Annotated in this window: 18 protein-coding genes and 2 riboswitches; of the genes, 14 read left to right on the top strand and 4 right to left on the bottom strand. The window is 72.6% G+C overall.

Going from position 1 to position 19,411, the window contains the following annotated elements; translation table 11 throughout:
* Window positions 1-253: 253 nt before the first annotated feature.
* The 9 genes from mftA to ABD207_RS10470 are packed head-to-tail and all read left to right on the top strand — an operon-like array spanning window position 254 to window position 8,904.
* Window positions 254-391 (top strand): mycofactocin precursor MftA, encoded by a 138-nt coding sequence (gene mftA / locus ABD207_RS10510; RefSeq protein ID WP_344011888.1) that lies wholly within the window; start codon window positions 254-256, stop codon window positions 389-391.
* Between the two features lie 10 nt (window positions 392-401).
* Window positions 402-689, top strand: coding sequence for a mycofactocin biosynthesis chaperone MftB (gene mftB, locus ABD207_RS10505; RefSeq protein ID WP_344011886.1), 288 nt, complete (start codon window positions 402-404; stop codon window positions 687-689).
* A complete protein-coding gene (mftC, locus tag ABD207_RS10500; RefSeq protein WP_344011884.1) occupies window positions 686-1,960 on the top strand; it encodes a mycofactocin radical SAM maturase in 1,275 nt (424 codons plus the stop codon). The genes mftB and mftC overlap by 4 nt, the downstream gene beginning before the upstream one ends.
* Window positions 1,957-3,237 (top strand): pre-mycofactocin synthase MftD, encoded by a 1,281-nt coding sequence (gene mftD, locus ABD207_RS10495; RefSeq protein ID WP_344011883.1) that lies wholly within the window; start codon window positions 1,957-1,959, stop codon window positions 3,235-3,237. The genes mftC and mftD overlap by 4 nt, the downstream gene beginning before the upstream one ends.
* A gap of 5 nt (window positions 3,238-3,242) precedes the next feature.
* Window positions 3,243-4,016 (top strand): mycofactocin biosynthesis peptidyl-dipeptidase MftE, encoded by a 774-nt coding sequence (mftE, locus tag ABD207_RS10490; RefSeq protein WP_344011881.1) that lies wholly within the window; start codon window positions 3,243-3,245, stop codon window positions 4,014-4,016.
* Window positions 4,013-4,798 (top strand): mycofactocin-coupled SDR family oxidoreductase, encoded by a 786-nt coding sequence (locus tag ABD207_RS10485; RefSeq protein WP_344011879.1) that lies wholly within the window; start codon window positions 4,013-4,015, stop codon window positions 4,796-4,798. Before mftE ends, ABD207_RS10485 begins: the two co-directional genes overlap by 4 nt.
* Complete coding sequence (gene mftF, locus ABD207_RS10480; RefSeq protein WP_344011877.1) at window positions 4,795-6,351, top strand: mycofactocin biosynthesis glycosyltransferase MftF; 1,557 nt, start codon at window positions 4,795-4,797, stop codon at window positions 6,349-6,351. Before ABD207_RS10485 ends, mftF begins: the two co-directional genes overlap by 4 nt.
* Window positions 6,352-6,401: 50 nt before the next feature.
* Window positions 6,402-8,330 carry an acetate--CoA ligase gene (gene acs / locus ABD207_RS10475; protein WP_425580676.1) on the top strand — a complete coding sequence of 643 codons (1,929 nt, stop codon included), beginning with the start codon at window positions 6,402-6,404 and terminating at the stop codon, window positions 8,328-8,330.
* 7 nt (window positions 8,331-8,337) lie between these two features.
* Window positions 8,338-8,904 (top strand): adenylate kinase, encoded by a 567-nt coding sequence (locus ABD207_RS10470; RefSeq protein WP_344011874.1) that lies wholly within the window; start codon window positions 8,338-8,340, stop codon window positions 8,902-8,904.
* Here ABD207_RS10470 and ABD207_RS10465 read toward each other — a convergent pair.
* From ABD207_RS10465 to gcvT, 4 genes are all read right to left on the bottom strand, one after another.
* A complete protein-coding gene (locus ABD207_RS10465) occupies window positions 8,891-10,258 on the bottom strand; it encodes an L-serine ammonia-lyase (RefSeq protein ID WP_344011872.1) in 1,368 nt (455 codons plus the stop codon). The two genes, ABD207_RS10470 and ABD207_RS10465, sit on opposite strands and share 14 nt — an antisense overlap.
* 90 nt (window positions 10,259-10,348) lie before the next feature.
* Complete coding sequence (glyA, locus tag ABD207_RS10460) at window positions 10,349-11,611, bottom strand: serine hydroxymethyltransferase (RefSeq protein WP_344011870.1); 1,263 nt, start codon at window positions 11,609-11,611, stop codon at window positions 10,349-10,351.
* Window positions 11,612-11,624: 13 nt separating this feature from the next.
* Window positions 11,625-12,002 (bottom strand): glycine cleavage system protein GcvH, encoded by a 378-nt coding sequence (gcvH, locus tag ABD207_RS10455; protein WP_344011868.1) that lies wholly within the window; start codon window positions 12,000-12,002, stop codon window positions 11,625-11,627.
* A gap of 121 nt (window positions 12,003-12,123) precedes the next feature.
* The gene (gcvT, locus tag ABD207_RS10450; protein ID WP_344011866.1) at window positions 12,124-13,242 is read right to left on the bottom strand and encodes a glycine cleavage system aminomethyltransferase GcvT; all 1,119 of its coding nucleotides are present in this window, start codon (window positions 13,240-13,242) and stop codon (window positions 12,124-12,126) included.
* A gap of 35 nt (window positions 13,243-13,277) precedes the next feature.
* Window positions 13,278-13,401: riboswitch (glycine riboswitch) on the bottom strand.
* Window positions 13,402-13,500: riboswitch (glycine riboswitch) on the bottom strand.
* Window positions 13,501-13,719: 219 nt separating this feature from the next.
* Here gcvT and ABD207_RS10445 point away from each other — a divergent pair.
* The 5 genes from ABD207_RS10445 (at window position 13,720) to ABD207_RS10425 (ending at window position 19,337) form a co-directional block, all read left to right on the top strand.
* On the top strand, window positions 13,720-14,388 hold the full coding sequence (locus ABD207_RS10445) for an AAA family ATPase (RefSeq protein WP_344011864.1): 669 nt from the start codon (window positions 13,720-13,722) through the stop codon (window positions 14,386-14,388).
* Between the two features lie 86 nt (window positions 14,389-14,474).
* Complete coding sequence (locus ABD207_RS10440) at window positions 14,475-15,269, top strand: enhanced serine sensitivity protein SseB (protein ID WP_344011862.1); 795 nt, start codon at window positions 14,475-14,477, stop codon at window positions 15,267-15,269.
* 152 nt (window positions 15,270-15,421) lie between these two features.
* The gene (locus ABD207_RS10435; RefSeq protein WP_344011861.1) at window positions 15,422-16,240 is read left to right on the top strand and encodes an enhanced serine sensitivity protein SseB C-terminal domain-containing protein; all 819 of its coding nucleotides are present in this window, start codon (window positions 15,422-15,424) and stop codon (window positions 16,238-16,240) included.
* A 320-nt stretch (window positions 16,241-16,560) separates the two neighbouring features.
* The gene (locus ABD207_RS10430) at window positions 16,561-17,559 is read left to right on the top strand and encodes an ABC transporter permease (RefSeq protein ID WP_344011859.1); all 999 of its coding nucleotides are present in this window, start codon (window positions 16,561-16,563) and stop codon (window positions 17,557-17,559) included.
* Between the two features lie 26 nt (window positions 17,560-17,585).
* The gene (locus ABD207_RS10425) at window positions 17,586-19,337 is read left to right on the top strand and encodes an ABC transporter substrate-binding protein (protein WP_425580672.1); all 1,752 of its coding nucleotides are present in this window, start codon (window positions 17,586-17,588) and stop codon (window positions 19,335-19,337) included.
* Window positions 19,338-19,411: the final 74 nt, after the last annotated feature.

Raw genomic sequence — 19,411 nt, 5'->3', positions numbered from 1 at the left:
GCGCTCCGGGCGACACCGGCCGCACGGACGGCAGATCGGCACGGAAGGACAGTCCCGGCCCCCTCCGGTCGCAGGGGCCGGCCCGGGAACACCGGCGCCCTGCGGCCCGGCCCTGTCCGACCGGGCAGGGCGGGGACGGCCGGAAGCAGGGCGAACGGCGCCTTGGCCGCGTCCTAGCGTCGGCATCGGGTCCGGTACCGCGACCACGCGCCGGGCCCCTCACTCCATCCGCCACCGTTCCCAGGAGGACGCCATGCCCGCAGTGCAGGACGAGAACCGCCTCGCCGAGCCGGAGGCCACCGCCCCGGCGCCCGTATCGGCGGACGGTGACGTGAGCGAGGAGGTCCTCGTCGAGGAGGTCTCCATCGACGGCATGTGCGGCGTCTACTAGGCCGGCCGCGATGACCACCCCGGCCTTCGACACCGCCCGCCCGTACCGGCTCAGCCCGAGTGTCGCGCTGCGCCCCGAACCGTTCGGGGCGCTCGCCTACCACTTCGGCAACCGCCGGCTGTCGTTCCTCAAGGCGCCCGAACTCCTCGGGCTGGTCCAGCGCCTGGACGGCCGCACCAGCGTGCGGGACGTGCTGGCCGGGGTGCCCGAGCGGCGCCGGGAGGCCTTCCGCCGGGCGCTGGCCTCCCTGGCCGCCGCCGACATGATCGTCCCCACCGAAGCGGAGCCGCAGCCGTGACCCTCACCCCCGAATCCCCGCCCGTGCCCGCCCTGGCCGAGCAGTTCAAGGGCGGCCTGCACGCCCCCATCTGCCTGACCTGGGAGTGGACCTACGCCTGCAACCTCTCCTGCGCGCACTGCCTGTCCTCCTCCGGCCGGCGCGACCCCGAGGAGCTGACCACGGACGAGATGCGCTCCGTGATCGACGAGCTGCAGCGCATGCAGGTCTTCTACGTCAACGTCGGTGGCGGCGAGCCCACCGTCCGCCCAGACTTCTGGGACCTGCTGGACTACGCTGTCGCCCGCCGGGTCGGCGTGAAGTTCTCCACCAACGGCCTGCGGCTCACCCCCGAACGGGCCCGGCGGCTGGCCGCCACCGACTACGTCGACGTCCAGATCTCCCTGGACGGCGCCACCCGTGAGGTCAACGACGCGGTGCGCGGCCGGGGTTCGTACGACATGGCCGTGCGCGCCATGGAGAACCTCGCGGAGGCCGGCTTCCGCGACTTCAAGATCTCGGTCGTGATGACCCGTCAGAACGTGAGCCAGCTCGACGAGTTCGCCGCGCTGGCCGATCGCTACGGCGCCCAGCTGCGCATCACCCGGCTGCGGCCCTCCGGACGCGGCGCGGACGTCTGGGACGAGCTGCACCCGACGCCGGAACAACAGCTGGAGATCTACCACTGGCTCCTCCGGCACGGCGAACGAGTGCTCACCGGGGACTCGTTCTTCCACCTCAACGCCCTCGGCTCCGAGCCCCTCCCGGGGCTCAACCTGTGCGGCGCCGGACGCGTCGTATGCCTCATCGACCCCGTCGGGGACGTCTACGCCTGCCCGTTCGCCCTCCACGACGCGTTCAAGGCGGGCAACGTCCGCGCGCCGGGCGGCTTCGAGCGGGTGTGGCGGGACTCGGCGCTCTTCGCCGAGCTGCGCAGGCCCGGCACCGGCGGTGCCTGCTCGGGCTGCCCGGCGTACGACACCTGCCAGGGCGGCTGCATGGCCGCGAAGTTCTTCACCGGGCTGCCGCTGGACGGCCCCGACCCCGAGTGCGTCAAGGGGCATGGTGCCGCCGCGCTCGCGGCGGTCGACCCGGGCGCGCTGCCGCGCCAGGGCAAGGACCACTCGCACCGCACGGTCCCCCTCGGCATGCCCGCGGTCCGCACCGCCCGCCCGGACCGCCCCTGCGACGAGAGCCCGCTGGCGGGGCTCATCCCCACTCACGCACCGGACGACGAGCACGACGAGCACCACGAGAACGAAGAGAACGAAGGGGACGGGACAACGAGATGAGCGCGTGGATCGAGACGGTCGCCGAGGCCCAGCGGCGAGCGCGCAGGCGGCTGCCGAAGTCCGTCTACAGCGCCCTGCTCGCCGGCTCCGAGAAGGGCGTCTCCTACGACGACAACACCGCCGCCTTCGCCGAACTGGGCTTCGCCCCGCATGTGGCGGACCTGTCCCCCAAGCGGGACCAGGCCACCACCGTCCTCGGGCAGGACATCGCCCTGCCGGTGATCATCTCGCCGACGGGCGTGCAGGCCGTGCACCCCGACGGCGAGGTCGCCGTGGCGCGTGCCGCGGCCGCGCGCGGCACCGCGATCGGGCTCAGCTCCTTCGCCAGCAAGCCGCTGGCCGAGGTCGTCGCCGCCAACCCGAACACGTTCTTCCAGATGTACTGGATGGGCTCCAAGGACGCGATGACCCGGCGCATCGAGTACGCCCGCGAGGCCGGCGCCAAAGCCCTGATCGTCACCCTCGACTGGTCGTTCTCCTACGGACGCGACTGGGGCAGCCCCCGGATCCCGGAGCGGCTGACGCTGAAGGAGATGGTGCGCTTCGCCCCCGAGGCGGTGAGCCGCCCGCGCTGGCTGTGGGACTTCGTCAAGTCCCGGAGCCTGCCGGACCTGACCACCCCCAACCTCGCCGAGCCCGGCCGGGACGCCCCCACCTTCTTCGGCGCCTACGGCGAGTGGATGCAGACCCCGCCCCCCTCCTGGGAGGACGTGCGCTGGCTGCGCGAGCAGTGGGACGGGCCGTTCCTGCTCAAGGGCGTCTGCCGGGTCGACGACGCCCTGCGCGCCGTCGACGCCGGGGTCACCGCCATCTCCGTGTCCAACCACGGCGGCAACAACCTGGACGCCACCCCGGCCCCCATCCGCGCCCTGCCCGCCATCGCCGACGCGGTCGGCGACCAGGTCGAACTGCTGCTGGACGGCGGAGTCCGGCGCGGCAGCGACGTCGTCAAGGCGCTGGCGCTCGGCGCCCGGGCCGTGATGATCGGCCGCGCCTACCTGTGGGGCCTCGCGGCAGCCGGGCAGCAGGGCGTGGAGAACGTGCTGGACATCATCAGCCGCGGCATCGACTCCGCCCTGCTCGGCCTCGGCCGCTCCTCGGTGCACGAACTGACCCGCGACGACGTGGTCGTCCCGCCGGGCTTCACCCGCGCCCTGGGCACGCCCCGCACCCCGGGCGGGCCCGGCACTCCGAGCGCACCCCGCACGTCGGGCACGCCCCGCACCCCGGACGCACCCCGCACCTCGGGCGCGCCCAGCACTCCGGGCACGGTCTGACCGCCATGGCCACCACCCGCCTCGCGGACCTGACCTGGCCGGACCTCGAGGACCGCCGTCCCCTCGTCCTGCTGCCCCTCGGCTCCTGCGAACAGCACGGCCCCCACCTGCCGCTGGACACCGACACCGCGGTGGCCCGGGCGGTGACCGAGCGGGCGGTGGCCCGGCTCGGCGCCGACGGGACGGACGTGGTGATCGGGCCGCCGGTGACGTACGGCGCCAGCGGCGAGCACGAGGGCTTCCCCGGCACCGTCTCCATCGGCCACGAGGCGCTGCGGCTGCTGATCACCGAGATCGGCCGCTCGCTGCTGCGCTGGGCCGGCCGCCTGCTGGTGGTCAACGGTCACGGAGGCAATGTGCCCGGCCTCGCCGACGCGGTGACCGGGCTGCGCGGCGAGGGCCGGGACGTGGCCTGGTGGCCGTGCACGCTCCCGGGCGCCGACGCCCACGCGGGCCGCACCGAGACCTCGCTGATGCTCCGGCTGCGCCCGGCGGCGGTACGCCCCGAGCGGGCGGTCGCCGGGCGCACCGAGCCCGTCCGGCTGCTGATGGACCGGCTGATCGCCGAGTCCGTGCGCGGAGTCAGCCCGTCCGGCGTCCTGGGCGACCCGGCCGGGGCCGGCGGCGGGGAGGGGGAACGGCTCCTGGAGCGGATGGCGGACCGGCTGGCGGACGGCGTCCGCGCCTGGGAGGTGTCCGGGCACGGGCGGCTGCGCACCCCGCCGTCCGGCCGTTGCCGGCCGCGGCCCGTCGCGTCCCGCCCCGGAGAAGCCTCATGACGCGGCGCCGGGTCGCCGTGGTCACCGGCGCCGCCCGCGGCATCGGCGCCGCGACGGTGCGGCGTCTCGCCCGGGACGGGTGGGCGGTCGTCGCCGTCGACCGGTGCGCCGACGACCCGGACGTGCCGTACCCGCTCGCCGGGCCGCAACAACTCGACGAGCTGGAACGGGAGTTCGCCCGGGTCCGTGCGATCCGCGCCGATGTGCGCGACGCCCATGCCCTGCGGGACGCGGTGGAGCTGGCCGAGTCCGAGTTCGGCGGTCTGGACGCCGCGGTGGGCGCGGCGGCGGTGATCCTGGGCGGCGGCCCGGTGTGGGAGCAGAGCGACACGCAGTGGCGGACCCTCCTCGACGTGGACCTCCTCGGCGTCGTCCACCTGGCGCGGGCCGCCGTGCCCGCCCTGCTGCGCCGCCCCCGCCCCCGGCAGGGCCGGTTCGTCGCCCTAGCCTCGGCCGCCGCGCACCGGGGCCTGTGGGGGCTCGGCGCCTACTGCGCCGCCAAGCACGCCGTGGTCGGCCTGGTCCGCGCCCTCGCCTGCGACCTGCGGGAGACCGGCGTCACCGCGGTCGCCGTCTCCCCGGGCGCCACGCGCACCGACATGCTCCGCGCCACCGCCGGCCTGTACGGCCTGCCCGACCCCGAGCGGCTCGCCGAACGGCAGCTGACGGGGCGTTCGCTGGAGCCCGAGGAGGCGGCCGCCGTGGTCGCCTGGGCCTGCTCGGCGGAGTCCGGCGCGGTCACCGGTTCCGTACTGCACGCGGACGGAGGCTTCACGGCATGACCTGGTTCCCGCGGGACGTCGCACGCACCACCCGTTCCCGTTCCGTGAGCCTCGTGGCACCCGGCAACAGCCGGCTCCCCGACGGCTTCGCGGTCGAACTCGCCGGAGACACCCACCGCTCCGAGGACGGTCACCTCATGCTGGGCGGCTCGCCGCCGCGGCTGCTGCGCCTGGGACCGGCCGCCGTACGGCTGCTGGCCGACGGCCGTCTCGTGGTGCGGGACGCGGGGAGCGCCGTCCTCGCGCGCCGCCTGCTGGACGCGGGCGTGGCCCACCCCCGTCCCGCGCCCGTCCCGGTCCGCGACACCACCCTCGCCGTGCCCGTCCGGGACCGGGCGGACCAGCTCGACGGCCTGCTCACCGCCCTGCGCGCCGACCCCGCAACCTCCGAACTGCCCGTCCTGGTCGTCGACGACGGGTCCCGGGACCCCGAGGCCCTGGCGCGCGTGGCCCGGCGTCACGGAGCCCGGCTGCTCACCCACCCCCGCAATCTCGGCCCGGCCGCCGCCCGCAACACCGCGCTGCGGCACGCCCGTACGGCCTTCGTCGCGTTCTGCGACTCCGACGTCCTGCCCGGACCGGGGTGGCTGGCGCCGCTGCTCGCCCACTTCGCCGACCCGGCCGTGGCCCTGGTCGCGCCCCGGATCGTCGCCCTGCCCGTGCCGGCCCCCGGACTCCTGGACCGCTACGAACACCTCCGCTCGCCGCTCGACATGGGGGAGCGGGAGGCGCCGGTCGTGCCGGTGTCGATGCTCTCCTACGTCCCGAGCGCCACGGTCGTCGTCCGCCGCTCGGCCGTGGGTACCGGCTTCGACGAGCGGATGCGGGTCGGCGAGGACGTCGACCTGTGCATGCGGCTGCACGAGGCGGGCTGGCGGCTGCGGTACGTCCCGCAGGTCCGCGTGGGCCACCGCCACCGCACCGGTCTGCGCGACTGGCTGGCCCAGCGCGCCGGATACGGCACCGGCGCCGCCGACCTGGCCCTGCGTCACCCCGGCCGGGTGCCCCCGCTGTACGCCGCGCCCTGGTCCCTCGCGGCCTGCGCCCTGCTGCTGCGCGGGGGGCCGCTGCCGGCCGCCGGCGCGCTGGCGCTGACCGCCGCCACCGCCGTCCGCGTGACCCGGCGCATGCCCGACGCCGACCACCCGGCCCGCGCGGGCGCCCTGCTGGCACTCGCCGCCCTGCGCGGCACCGGCGAGCAGCTGCTGCGCTGCGCCACCCGCCACCACTGGCCCCTTGCGCTGGGAGCGGCCGTCGTCAGCCGCCGGGCCCGCCGGCTGCTGGCCGTCGCCGCCCTCGCCGAGGGGCTGGCCGACCACCACCGTTCCGGAAGCCCGCTCCACCCGCTCACCCACACCGCGATCCGCCGCCTGGACGACCTGGCCTACGGCTGGGGCGTGTGGCAGGGCGCCCTGCGGCGCCGCACCGCCGAGCCGCTGCTGCCCCGTCTCGCCCTGCCGCTGCGCGACCGCCGCGCCCGGCGCCCCTGGGAGCCCCGGCCGGTGGCACCAACCTCGCACCAACCGGAAACGGCCACCGTGGAGACCTGGTGACGGACGTGCCCGCCCCGAGCCGCGTCCGTCACCGCCCAGCCCGCACCCCGTTGGCCGCCCACCCGCACCCCCTTGGAGGAAGCCGCATGTCCCCGCGCCCCGATCGACGTCCCGCGCCCGACCTGGAGTTCTGGGCACGGCAGGCCGGGCAGCTGCACTGGGAGACCGAGTGGTCCGAGGTCCTCGACCGCTCCGACGCGCCCTTCGTGCGCTGGTTCACCGGTGGCCGGCTGAACGCCGCCTACAACTGCGTCGACCGGCACGTCGAGGCCGGGCACGGCAACCAGGTCGCCTTCCACTGGGAGGGCGAGCCCGGCGACACCCGCACCATCACCTACGCCGAGCTGCGACGCGAGGTGTGCCGGACCGCCAACGCCCTGCTCTCGCTGGGCCTGAGGGCCGGTGACCGGGTCGCCATCCAGCTGCCGATGATCCCGGAGGCCGTGTTCGCCATGCTGGCCTGCGCCCGGCTCGGGCTGCCGCACAGCGTGGTCTTCGGCGGGTTCTCACCGGCCGCGCTCAGGTCCCGCATCGAGGACGCCGGAGCCCGGCTGCTGATCACCTCCGACGGGCAGTACCGGCGCGGCAGGGCCGAGCCGATGAAGGCGCTCACCGACGAGGCGACCGCCCACACGCCGGGCGTCGAGCACGTCCTGGTGGTCCGCCGCACCGGCACCGCGGTGCCCTGGACCGAGGGCCGGGACCTGTGGTGGCACGAGCTGGTGGACCGGCAGAGCATGGAGCACACCCCGGAGGCCTTCGACGCCGAGCACCCGCTGTTCATCCTCTACACCTCGGGCACCACCGGCCGGCCCAAGGGCATCCTGCACACCACCGGCGGCTACCTCACCCAGGCCGCCTGCACCCACCGCACGGTCTTCTCCCTCGACCCCGGCAGCGACGTCTACTGGTGCACCGCCGACATCGGCTGGATCACCGGGCACACGTACATCGTCTACGGTCCGCTCGCCAACCGCACCACCTCGGTGATGTACGAGGGCACGCCCAACACCCCGCACGAGGGGCGGCACTTCGAGATCATCGAGCGGTACGGGGTGTCCGTCTACTACACCGCCCCCACCCTCATCCGCACCTTCATGAAGTGGGGCGAGGACATCCCCGCCCGCTACGACCTGTCCTCGATCCGGGTGCTCGGCAGCGTCGGCGAGCCGATCAACCCCGAGGCATGGCGCTGGTACCGCACCCACCTCGGCGCCGGACGGGCGCCCGTGGTGGACACCTGGTGGCAGACCGAGACCGGCGCCGTGATGATCGCCCCGCTGCCCGGCGGGCCGCCCGCCAAGCCCGGTTCGGCGCAGACACCGCTGCCGGGGATCTCCGCCAAGGTGGTGGACGACCGGGGCCGCGAGGTCGGCAAGGGGGAGAGCGGCTACCTGGTGCTCGACCAGCCGTGGCCGTCCATGCTGCGCGGCGTCTGGGGCGACGACGACCGCTACCGGGAGACGTACTGGTCCCGCTTCGCCGAGCACGGCTACTACTTCGCCGGTGACGGCGCCCGCTACGACGACGACGGCGACATCTGGCTGCTGGGCCGGGTCGACGACGTGATGAACGTGTCCGGGCACCGGATCTCCACCGCCGAGGTGGAGTCGGCGCTGGTGTCCCACCCCACGGTCGCCGAGGCCGCCGTGGTCGGTGCCTCGGACCCGACGACCGGTCAGGCCGTCGTCGCCTTCGTCATCCTGCGCGGCGCCGCCGCCGGAACACCGGCCGACGAGGTGGTCTCGGCGCTGCGCGAGCACGTGGCGCGGGAGATCGGGCCCATCGCCAAGCCCCGGCGGATCCTGGTCGTCCCCGAGCTGCCCAAGACCCGCTCCGGGAAGATCATGCGCCGGCTGCTCCGCGACGTCGCCGAGAACCGTGAGACGGGCGACGTCAGCACCCTCGCGGACGCCTCCGTGATGGAGCTGATCAACGCGGGCCTGGCGGCGGCCTCCGCACCGGCCGGGGGCCGGTGAGGCGACGATGCGGATCCTTCTCATGGGCCCGCCCGGAGCGGGCAAGGGCACCCAGGCGGAGATCCTCGGCCGGAGACTCGGCGTCCCTCACGTCTCCACCGGCGACCTGTTCCGGGACCACGTGGGCAGGCGGACGCCCCTGGGCCGGGAGGCGGCGCGGTTCCTGGACGCGGGCGAACTCGTACCCGACCGCGTCACCACGGACATGGTCCGGCACCGCCTGGACCAGCCGGACGCCGCGCGGGGATTCCTCCTCGACGGCTTCCCCCGCACGGTCCGCCAGGCGCACGCCCTGTCGGCGATCCTGTCCGCCCGGGGCGAGGCACTGGACGCCGTCGTGGAGTTCACCGCGCCCGAGGAGGTGCTGGTGCGGCGCCTGCTCGCGCGGGGCCGCCCCGACGACACGGAGGACGTCATCCGGCACCGGCAGCGGGTCCACCACCGCGAGACCGTGCCTGTCCTCGGGCACTACGCCGGGCTGGTGCGCACCGTCGAGGCCGTGGGGACGGTCGAGGACATCACCGCCCGGACCCTGAGGGCCCTGGGCCTGCCGGAGGGCGTCAGCACTCGATGATGTTGACCGCAAGGCCGCCGCGGGCCGTCTCCTTGTACTTCACCGACATGTCCGCGCCGGTGTCCTTCATGGTCTTGATGACCTTGTCCAGGGACACCTTGTGGGAGCCGTCGCCGCGCATCGCCATGCGGGCGGCGGTGACCGCCTTCACCGCGGCCATGCCGTTGCGCTCGATGCACGGGATCTGCACCAGGCCGCCCACCGGGTCACAGGTCAGGCCCAGGTTGTGCTCCATGCCGATCTCGGCCGCGTTCTCCACCTGCTCGGGGCTGCCGCCCAGCACCTCGGCCAGCGCGCCCGCCGCCATCGAGCAGGCCGAGCCGACCTCGCCCTGGCAGCCGACCTCGGCGCCGGAGATGGAGGCGTTCTCCTTGAACAGCATGCCGATGGCGCCGGCGGCGAGCAGGAAGCGGACCACGCCGTCCTCGTCGGCGCCCGGCACGAAGTTGATGTAGTAGTGCAGGACGGCCGGGATGATGCCCGCGGCGCCGTTGGTCGGGGCGGTCACCACCCGGCCGCCGGCCGCGTTCTCCTCGTTCACCGCCATCGCGTAGAGGGTGATCCACTCCATGGCCAGGGCCCCCGGGTCGCCCTCGGAGCGCAGCTTGCGCGCGGTGTTCGCGGCCCGGCGCTTCACCCGCAGCCCGCCCGGCAGGATGCCCTCGCGGGTCATGCCGCGCTGCACGCACTCCCGCATCACCCGCCAGATCTCCAGCAGGCCGGCCCGGATCTCCTCCTCGCTGCGCCAGGCCCGCTCGTTCTCCAGCATCAGCGCGGAGATCGACAGACCGGTCTCCTTGGTCAGGCGCAGCAGCTCGTCCCCCGTGCGGAAGGGGTACTTCAGCACCGTGTCGTCGAGCTTGATCCGGTCCGCGCCCACCGCGTCCTCGTCGACCACGAACCCGCCGCCCACCGAGTAGTACGTCTTCGTCAGCAGCTCGGCGCCGGAGGCGTCGTACGCCCACAGGGTCATGCCGTTGGCGTGGTACGGCAGCGCCTTGCGGCGGTGCAGCACCATGTCGTCGTCGAAGGAGAAGGCGATCTCGTGCTCGCCGAGCAGCCGCAGCCGTCCGCTCTCCTTGATCTTCTCCACCCGCTCGTCGGCCGTGTCCACGTCCACCGTGCGGGGCGAGTCGCCCTCCAGGCCGAGCAGCACCGCCTTGGGCGTGCCGTGCCCGTGACCGGTGGCGCCGAGGGAGCCGTACAGCTCCGCGCGGACCGAGGCGACGGAGCCGAGCAGCTCCTCGTTGCGCAGCCGCCGGGCGAACATGCGGGCCGCCCGCATCGGACCGACCGTGTGCGAACTCGACGGGCCGATGCCGACCGAGAACAGGTCGAAGACGGAGATGGCCACGGGGACTCCTAGGAAGCGGGGGTGGTGCTCAAGGGGCGGGGCGGCCGTGCCGGCTCATGGCGGGCACGGCCGCCCCGGTGATGCTCTGTGCTACTTGTTCAGCCCCGGGTACAGCGGGTGCTTCTCCGCCAGCGCCGCGACCCGGGCCTTCAGCGCCTGGGCGTCGTACGACGGCTTGAGCGCCTCGGCGATCACGTCCGCGACCTCGGCGAAGTCCTCGGCGGTGAAGCCGCGGGTCGCCAGGGCCGGCGTACCGATGCGCAGACCGGAGGTCACCATCGGCGGGCGCGGGTCGTTGGGGACGGCGTTGCGGTTGACCGTGATGCCCACCTCGTGGAGGCGGTCCTCGGCCTGCTGACCGTCCAGCTCGGAGTCGCGCAGGTCGACCAGGACCAGGTGGACGTCCGTGCCGCCGGTCAGAACGGACACGCCCGCCGCCTTCGCGTCGTCCTTCACCAGGCGCTCGGCGAGGATGCGGGCGCCCTCCAGCGTACGACGCTGGCGCTCCTTGAACTCCTCGCTCGCGGCGACCTTGAAGGCGACCGCCTTGGCAGCGATCACATGCTCCAGCGGGCCGCCCTGCTGACCGGGGAAGACCGCCGAGTTGATCTTCTTCGCCAGCTCGGCGGTGGACAGGATCACACCGCCGCGCGGGCCGCCCAGCGTCTTGTGCGTGGTGGTGGTCACCACATGGGCGTGCGGCACCGGGTTCGGGTGCAGGCCCGCCGCGACCAGACCGGCGAAGTGCGCCATGTCGACCATGAGGTAGGCGCCGACCTCGTCCGCGATCCGGCGGAACGCGGCGAAGTCCAGCCGGCGCGGGTAGGCCGACCAGCCGGCCACGATCAGCTTCGGCTTGCTCTCCTTGGCCAGCCGCTCGACCTCGGCCATGTCGACCTGGCCGTCGTCGCCGACGTGGTAGGCGACCACGTTGTAGAGCTTGCCGGAGAAGTTGATCTTCATACCGTGGGTCAGGTGCCCGCCGTGCGCGAGGTTCAGACCCATGATCGTGTCGCCCGGCTTGAGCAGCGCGAACATCGCGGCGGCGTTGGCCTGTGCACCGGAGTGCGGCTGGACGTTGGCGTGCTCGGCGCCGAAGAGCTCCTTCACCCGGTCGATGGCGATCTGCTCGACCACGTCGACGTGCTCACAGCCGCCGTAGTAGCGGCGGCCGGGGTAGCCCTCGGCGTACTTGTTGGTCAGGACCGAGCCCTGGGCCTCCATGACCGCGACCGGCGCGAAGTTCTCCGAGGCGATCATCTCGAGGGTGGACTGCTGGCGGTGCAGCTCGGCGTCGACCGCGGCGGCCACGGCCGGGTCGAGCTCATGCAGGGGCGTGTTCAGAACGGACATGGCGTACGGCTCCTCAGCCGGCGATGTGGGCGTCGTACTCGGCGGCGGAGAGCAGGTCGGACGGCTCCTCGGAGACGCGCACCTTGAACAGCCAGCCGCCCTCGAAGGGGGCCGAGTTCACCAGCGAGGGGTCGTTCACCACGTCCTCGTTGATCTCGGTGACCTCACCGGAGACGGGGGAGTACAGGTCGCTGACCGACTTGGTCGACTCCAGTTCGCCGCAGGTCTCGCCCGCGGTCACGGTGGCCCCGACCTCGGGGAGCTGGACGAACACGACGTCGCCGAGCGCGTTCGCCGCGTGCTCGGTGATGCCGACCGTCGCGACGCCGTCCTCGGCGGCCGACAGCCACTCGTGCTCCTTGCTGTAACGCAGCTGCTGGGGGTTGCTCATGGCCTGAATTCTCCTGTACGGGGGTGATGGCTGATGACTCAGGGACCTGGGTGAGGCATGCGTGAGCAGGCCGGACGTGCCCCGATGCGCGGCACGCGCGGTGGTCCGGCTTAAGACGGTGTCACTTCTGGCGTTTGTAGAACGGCAGCGCAACGACGTCGTACGGCTCGTGGGTGCCGCGGATGTCCACGCCGACGCCCTCGGTGCCGGGCTCGGCGTGCGCGGTGTCGACGTACGCCATGGCGATCGGCTTGCCCAGGGTCGGCGACGGGGCTCCGGAGGTGACCTCGCCGATCACCTCGCCGCCGGCCACCACCGCGTACCCGGCGCGGGGCACCCGGCGGCCCCGGGCGACCAGCCCGACCAGGACCCGCGGCGGGTTCTGCGCGGCCCGCTCGGCGGCCTCGGCGAGCGCGGCGCGGCCCACGAAGTCGCCCTCCTTGTCGAACTTCACCACCCGGCCGAGACCGGCGTCGAAGGGGGTGAGGGAGGTGGTCAGCTCGTGCCCGTACAGCGGCATGCCGGCCTCCAGGCGCAGGGTGTCCCGGCAGGACAGCCCGCAGGGCACCAGCCCGGCGCCCTCGCCGGCCTTGGTCAGCGCCTGCCACAGCTCGACCGCGTGCTCCGGCTTCACGAACAGCTCGAAGCCGTCCTCGCCGGTGTAGCCGGTGCGGGCGATCAGCGCCGGCACCCCGGCGACCGTGCCCGGCAGGCCGGCGTAGTACTTCAGGTTCTCCAGGTCGGCGTCGGTGAGGCTCGCCAGGATGGCCGGGGACTCGGGGCCCTGCACCGCCAGCAGCGCGTAGGCGTCGCGGTCGTCGCGCACCTCGGCGTCGAAACCGGCCGCGCGCTCGGTCAGCGCGTCCAGCACCACCTGGGCGTTGGAGGCGTTGGCGACCACCATGTACTCGGTCTCGCCGAGCCGGTAGACGATCAGGTCGTCCAGGATGCCGCCGTCCTCGCGGCAGATCATGGTGTAGCGGGCGCGGCCCGGCTTGATGCCGCTGATGTTGCCCACCAGGGCGTAGTCAAGGAGGGCGGCCGCCTGCGGGCCGGTGACGGTGATCTCACCCATGTGCGACAGGTCGAACAGGCCGGCCCTGGTCCGCACGGCGTTGTGCTCGTCGCGTTCGGAGCCGTAGCGCAGGGGCATGTCCCAGCCGGCGAAGTCGGTCATCGTCGCGCCGAGGGCACGATGCACGGCATCGAGCGCGGTGCGGCGGAGTTCGGTACTGCTCATCGGTCGGTCTCCCAAGCATGACAGGCGAGGACATTTCCTCCCCATCTGTCATCGGAACCTGAGAGGTTCGCCATGACCACCGCTGTCGCGGCGATCAGGACTTGCACCTTGGGTGGGGCCACCGGAGCACTGCGGCAGCGGCCCGCTTTTCAGATGTGCCTCGCCCGCGCGGTAACGGGGCCTGAGAGATTCAAGGGAGGGACTTGCTCCTTCGGCGCCCCGGCGGCAAGGTGCCGGGGACTCTCCCGCGCGGATTCAAACGGCCGGTATGCAGTTGGCGCGCACATCATTGCACGCATCCCGGGCGTTCGGCAGGGGGACCCTTCTCAGCAGACGCACAGCGCGCACGACGATCACAGCAGGCTGTGACAGGCCTGTTCCGGAACGCGGACCAAAACGCACCACCAGGGCATTACCGTCTCTTTACACTCGGCGGGGAGGGGTCCACAGGACCGGCCCCAGGGGAGGACGAATACGGTGAACAGGATCACGGCGTACGCCACGACCCCGGGTGTCGGGCTGCCCGGCAGTCCCGTCGCACCCACCCGGGAGACGTGCGCGCCGCTGCCCGCGCCCGTCGTCCGCGATCTGCGCGACCGGGCGGGCCGCAGCCCGCGCGCGCTTCTTTTCGGCCCGCGCGACCTGGTCGCGGTCACCGGCCTGCCGGGCAGCGGCAAGTCCACCCTGATGCAGCGCACGGTGCGCGGCAGGCGCATCGACTCCCAGGACATGCGCGACCGCTGGGCGAGCCGGGTGCCCCGCTTCCTCCCCTACGCCTGCTACCGGCCCCTGGTGCGCCTCGCCCACTACGCCGGCCTGCGCCGCGCCCTGCGCACCGGCGAGCCCCTGGTCGTCCACGACTGCGGCACCCAGACCTGGGTGCGCCGCTGGCTCGCCCGCGAGGCCCGCCGCCGCGGCGGCGCCCTGCACCTGATCCTGCTCGACGTCCCGCCCGACGCGGCCCTCGAGGGCCAGCGCCGCCGCGGCCGCGCCGTCTCCCGCTACGCCTTCCGCCGCCACCGCACCGCCACCCACCGCCTCCTCCAAGCAGCCCACCAGGCCCACCTCCCCCCGGGCTGCGCCTCGGCCGTCCTCCTCGACCGCCCCGCCGCCGACGCCCTCCAGCGCATCGGCTTCACGGGCTGACCGGGGGTCACGGCCGTGGAGAACGGAGGGCTGGGGGCGCGTTAGCCTTCTGGGCTACGGCAGTGTTTCAGGCAGGCGGTAGGCAGATGGACATTCCGGCGGGCTTCTCCGCGGACTTCCCGGCGCAGGCGCATCCCCATCCGCATGGCGGGTGGCCCGGCAACGAGCTGGAGGAGGTGCTCTCCGCGTCGCTCGGTGTGCCCTCGGCCGGCGGGCGGATCGTCGAGGTGCTGGGACGCAGCTTCATCTGGGTGCCGCTGCCCAACGGCGGCGGCCCGCACAGCGGCCCGCTCGACCTGCCCGCCATGGAGCTGGACGGCCAGGCCTACGTCCCCGTCTTCAGCTCCGAGGAGCAGTTCCACCAGGTCGCCGGCTCGCACATGGCGTACACCATCGCGCCCGCCGTGGAGTTCGCGCGCGGTCTGCCGCCGCAGGCGGGCATCGCCATCAATCCGGGCGGGGTCGTCGGCATCCCGCTGCCGCCGCCCGCGGTGGCCGAGCTGTGCCGCGCCGGGCGCACCCCGCTGGACGGCCCGGCCTCCGGTGCCCGCGTCCGCCTGTTCGAACCGGACTGGCAGGACGACCCCGTCGGCTTCCTGTCGGCGGCGTCCGCGGAGTTCGACACCATCGGCGTCGTCACCACCGCCCGCCGCTGCCTCGCGGCGATCGAGACCGCCGATCCGGTGATGTTCGTGGGCGTGGAGCTCTCCCAGTGGGAGGGCGACCTGCGCGCCCGGCCGCTGGAGGCCCTCGGCCGTGCCCTGGCCAAGGCGCCGACCCCGTGGCCGGTCAACCTGGTCCTGCTGGACGTGACGCAGGACCCGGTGGGCACCTGGATGCGGGAGCGGGTGCGTCCCTTCTACCAGCGGCCGGCCGGCTGACCCGCGGGGCCGGCCGGCTGACCCGCGGGGTGCGGGGGGCCCGTGCGGCCGGCCGCGGCGCCCCGTGCCCGCAGCCGCACGGCGGACCCCGGGCTCCGGGGCGACCCTTAAGCTAGGTCCACTCACGGCGTTGACACAGAGGGGCGGTAACAGTGAGCGCGAGCGGCACCGCCGCGACCGGCCAGGTCGAGCACATGCTGCGCCAGGTGACGCCGGGGCGCTACGACGCCTACGAAGCCCTGCTGCGCGCCCTCGCCACCCCCTCCACCGGCCAGGTCTGGATGCTGCTGTGGCACGGCCAGGCCGGCTCCCCGGACGCCCAGTACGCCCACATGGAGGTCGACGGCCACGGCTACGCCCCGTGCGTCACCTCCGCGCAGGAACTCTCCGCGAGCGGCTGGAACCGCTCCTACGAGGTGGTCGACGGCCTCGACGTGGCCCGTGCCCTCTACCCCGACCACTACGGCCTCTGGCTCAACCCGCACGCCCCCGGCGGCGGCGTCGGCATCCCCTGGCTCGACCTGCGCCGCATCGCCACCGGCCTCGACCGCCAGCCCGCCGGGCCGCTGCGCCTGTCCGAACCGGCCGTCGAGATCCCGCAGTTCTACGCCCTGCTCACGCAGAACGCCCACCGCACCCCGGCGGTGCGTTCCCTGCGCCGCGCCTGGGTCCAGCCCGCGCTCGGCGCTCCGTACCTGGCCATCGGCCTGGATGTGTACGACACCTCCCCGCAGGCGGTGGACTCGGTGCGCACGATGATGCAGCAGTCCCTCGCCGCCATCCCGGACGGCCTCCCGGTGTCCACGGTCGCGATGAGCGACGAGCACGACCCGGTCGCCATGTGGCTGCGCCACAACGCCCGCCCCTTCTACGACCGCGAGGCCCACGCCCCGGCCCCCTCGGCCGCCCCCGCGCCCGCCGCCGGCTACGGCTGTCCGCCGGTCCAGCCCCCGGCCCCCGGCGCCTACTGAGCCGCACCCGGCCGCCCCGCCCCACCGCCGTCACCGGGCGCGGTTCACGCGCGTAGACGGCGGCAAAACGCTCCCGTGTGCCGTGATTTGCCCGATTCGCCTATGTCCGGCCCGCGTTAGCCGCTGTCCGGATAACGGAATTCCCAGGACAGCATCACGTTTACGCATCCATTCACGACCAGGTCTGGCAACTGATCGCCGATGCGTTGAAGACTCCCGGAGACACGGGCCGGTCGGTCCTGTGTACGAGACAAGCGACCGCTACAGCGGCAGCAAGGGGGGGTCGGCGGATCGCCGGCCCGAGAGGGGTCAATCGCACCGTGACCGCACCGATCGAGACCACGGGGGCGGAAGCCGGAGCACAGCCCGAGGCCGTGCTCGCCGGGGTCAAGAAGAGCCAGATCGAGGGGCGTTCGCTCACCCAGATCGCCTGGATGCGCTTCAAGCGCGACAAGGTGGCGATGGCCGGTGGTGTGGTGGTCGTCCTGCTCGTCCTGATGGCGGTGCTCTCCAAGCCCATCCAGTGGGTCTTCGGCCTGGATCCCGACAAGTTCAACCAGGACCTCATCGACCCCGCCCTGCTGGCCCCCAAGGGCGGCTGGGGCGGCATGAGCTGGGAGCACCCGCTCGGTGTCGACCCGCAGTACGGCCGGGACATGCTGGCCCGCATCATCGACGGCTCCTGGGTCTCCCTCCTGGTGGCCGGCGGTGCCACGCTGCTCTCCGTGCTGATCGGCACCGTGATGGGGCTGCTCGCCGGGTACTACGGCGGCTGGGTCGACTCCATCATCAGCCGGATGATGGACACCTTCCTGGCGTTCCCGCTGCTGCTGTTCGCCATCTCCATCTCGGCCTCGGTGCAGGACGGCTTCTTCGGACTGGACGGCCTGCCGCTGCGCATCTGCGTGCTGATCTTCGTGATCGGCTTCTTCAGCTGGCCGTACATCGGCCGTATCGTGCGCGCGCAGACGATGAGTCTGAGGGAGCGTGAATTCATCGAGGCGGCGCGCAGCATGGGCGCCCGCGGCCCCTACGTCGTGTTCCGGGAGCTGCTGCCCAACCTCGTCGCACCGATCATCGTCTACTCGACGCTGATCATCCCGACGAACATCCTCTTCGAGGCATCGCTGAGCTTCCTCGGCGTCGGTATCGCTCCGCCGCAGGCCTCCTGGGGCGGCATGCTCAGCAATGCCGTGGATCTGTACACGGCGGATCCGCAGTACATGTTCGTGCCCGGACTGGCGATCTTCATCACGGTCCTGGCCTTCAACCTGCTGGGTGACGGGCTGCGTGACGCCCTCGACCCTCGCAGCAAGTGATCCATCGATTGAGGGGGCTTCCTCAGGTGAAGACGAGAAGGGTGACCGTCGGCGTGGCGTCGGTCCTGGCGTTGTCGCTGGGCGCTGCCGCATGCGGCGGTGGTGGCAAGGACGACGACGGCAACGGAGGCAACGCCAAGAAGGACGCGGCGCTTACCTCCATCGTCAACGCGTCGGACAAGAAGGGGGGAACCGTCACCTACCAGCACTCGGACGTGCCGGACTCCCTCGACCCGGGCAACACGTACTACGGCTGGGTGCAGAACTTCTCCCGCCTCTACGGCCGTACGCTGACGACGTTCAAACCGGCCGCGGGCAAGGAGGGGCTCGAGGTCGTCCCCGACCTCGCCGAGTCCCTCGGCAAGCCGAGCGCGGACGCCAAGACCTGGACGTACAAGCTGCGCAAGGGCGTGAAGTTCGAGGACGGCACCCCGGTGACGTCCAAGGACGTCAAGTACGCCATCGAGCGCTCCAACTTCGCGCCGGAGGCGCTGTCCAACGGCCCGACCTACTTCAAGGCGTTCCTCAAGGGCGGCGACAAGTACAAGGGCCCGTACAAGGACAAGTCGCCCGAGGGTATCAAGTCCATCGAGACGCCGGACGACCAGACGATCGTCTTCCACCTCAACCAGCCGTTCGCCGACTTCGACTACCTGGCGACGTTCTCCCAGACGGCCCCGGTGCCGCAGGCGAAGGACGACGGTGCGAAGTACGTCCAGCACATCGTGTCCTCCGGCCCCTACAAGTTCCAGTCGTACCAGGAGGGCCGCAGCGCCACCCTGGTGCGCAACCCGGAGTGGGACCCGAAGACGGACCCGGTCCGCAAGGCGCTGCCGGACAAGATCGAGATCAAGTTCAAGGTCAACCCGGTCACCGTCGACAACAACCTGCTGTCCGACAAGATCACGGCTGACGCCGCCGGCACGGGTGTGCAGCCGCAGACCCAGCCGAAGGTCCTCTCCGGCAAGCTGGCCAAGCAGACGGACATCTCCTACGCCGGCGCCACCCAGTACCTGGCGCTGAACGTGAACGTGAAGCCGTTCGACAACATCCACTGCCGCAAGGCCGTGCAGTACGCCATCGACAAGCAGTCCGTGGTGGACGCCATGGGCGGCTCGCCCAAGGGCGACGTGGCCACCACGCTGCTGCCGCCGACGGTGAACGGCTACACCAAGTTCGACACCTACGCCACACCGGGCAACAAGGGCGACGTCAACAAGGCCAAGGACGAGCTGAAGCAGTGCGGCAAGCCGAACGGCTTCGCCACCAACCTCACGGCCCGCTCCGACCGGCCCGCCGAGGTCGCCGCCGCCACCGCCATTCAGAACGCCCTGAAGAAGGTGGGCATCCAGGCCGAGATCAAGCAGTTCCCCTCGGGCAAGTACTTCTCCAACTTCGCCGGTGTCCCGAGCTACGTGCACAAGCACAAGCTCGGCATGATGTCGATGGCGTGGGGTGCCGACTGGCCGACCGGCTACGGCTTCCTGGACCAGATCGTCAACGGCGCCGCCATCAAGCCCTCCGGCGGCAACAACCTGATGGAGCTGGACGACCCCAAGATCAACGAGGCGCTCAAGGAAGGCATCGCCAACACCGACGACGCCGAGCGCACCAAGACCTGGGGTGAGATCGACAAGATGGTGATGGACACCGCCACCGTGGTGCCGCTCGTCTACCGCAAGAACCTGCTGTTCCGTCCGGAGTCCGCGGCCAACGTCACGGTCACCCAGGCGTACCTCGGCATGTACGACTACGTGCTCATGAGCTCCGCCAAGTAGCACATGCCGCTTCACACAACAGCAGGGCCGGTATTCCACTGAAAGGCAGGTGAAGGCGCCGGACGGCCGGGGCG

Source organism: Streptomyces thermospinosisporus, from assembly GCF_039526425.1.
Taxonomy (GTDB): Bacteria; Actinomycetota; Actinomycetes; order Streptomycetales; family Streptomycetaceae; genus Streptomyces; species Streptomyces thermocarboxydovorans.
The sequence above is the reverse complement of the archived record's forward strand: the minus strand, read 5'-3'. Positions and strand labels throughout refer to the sequence as shown.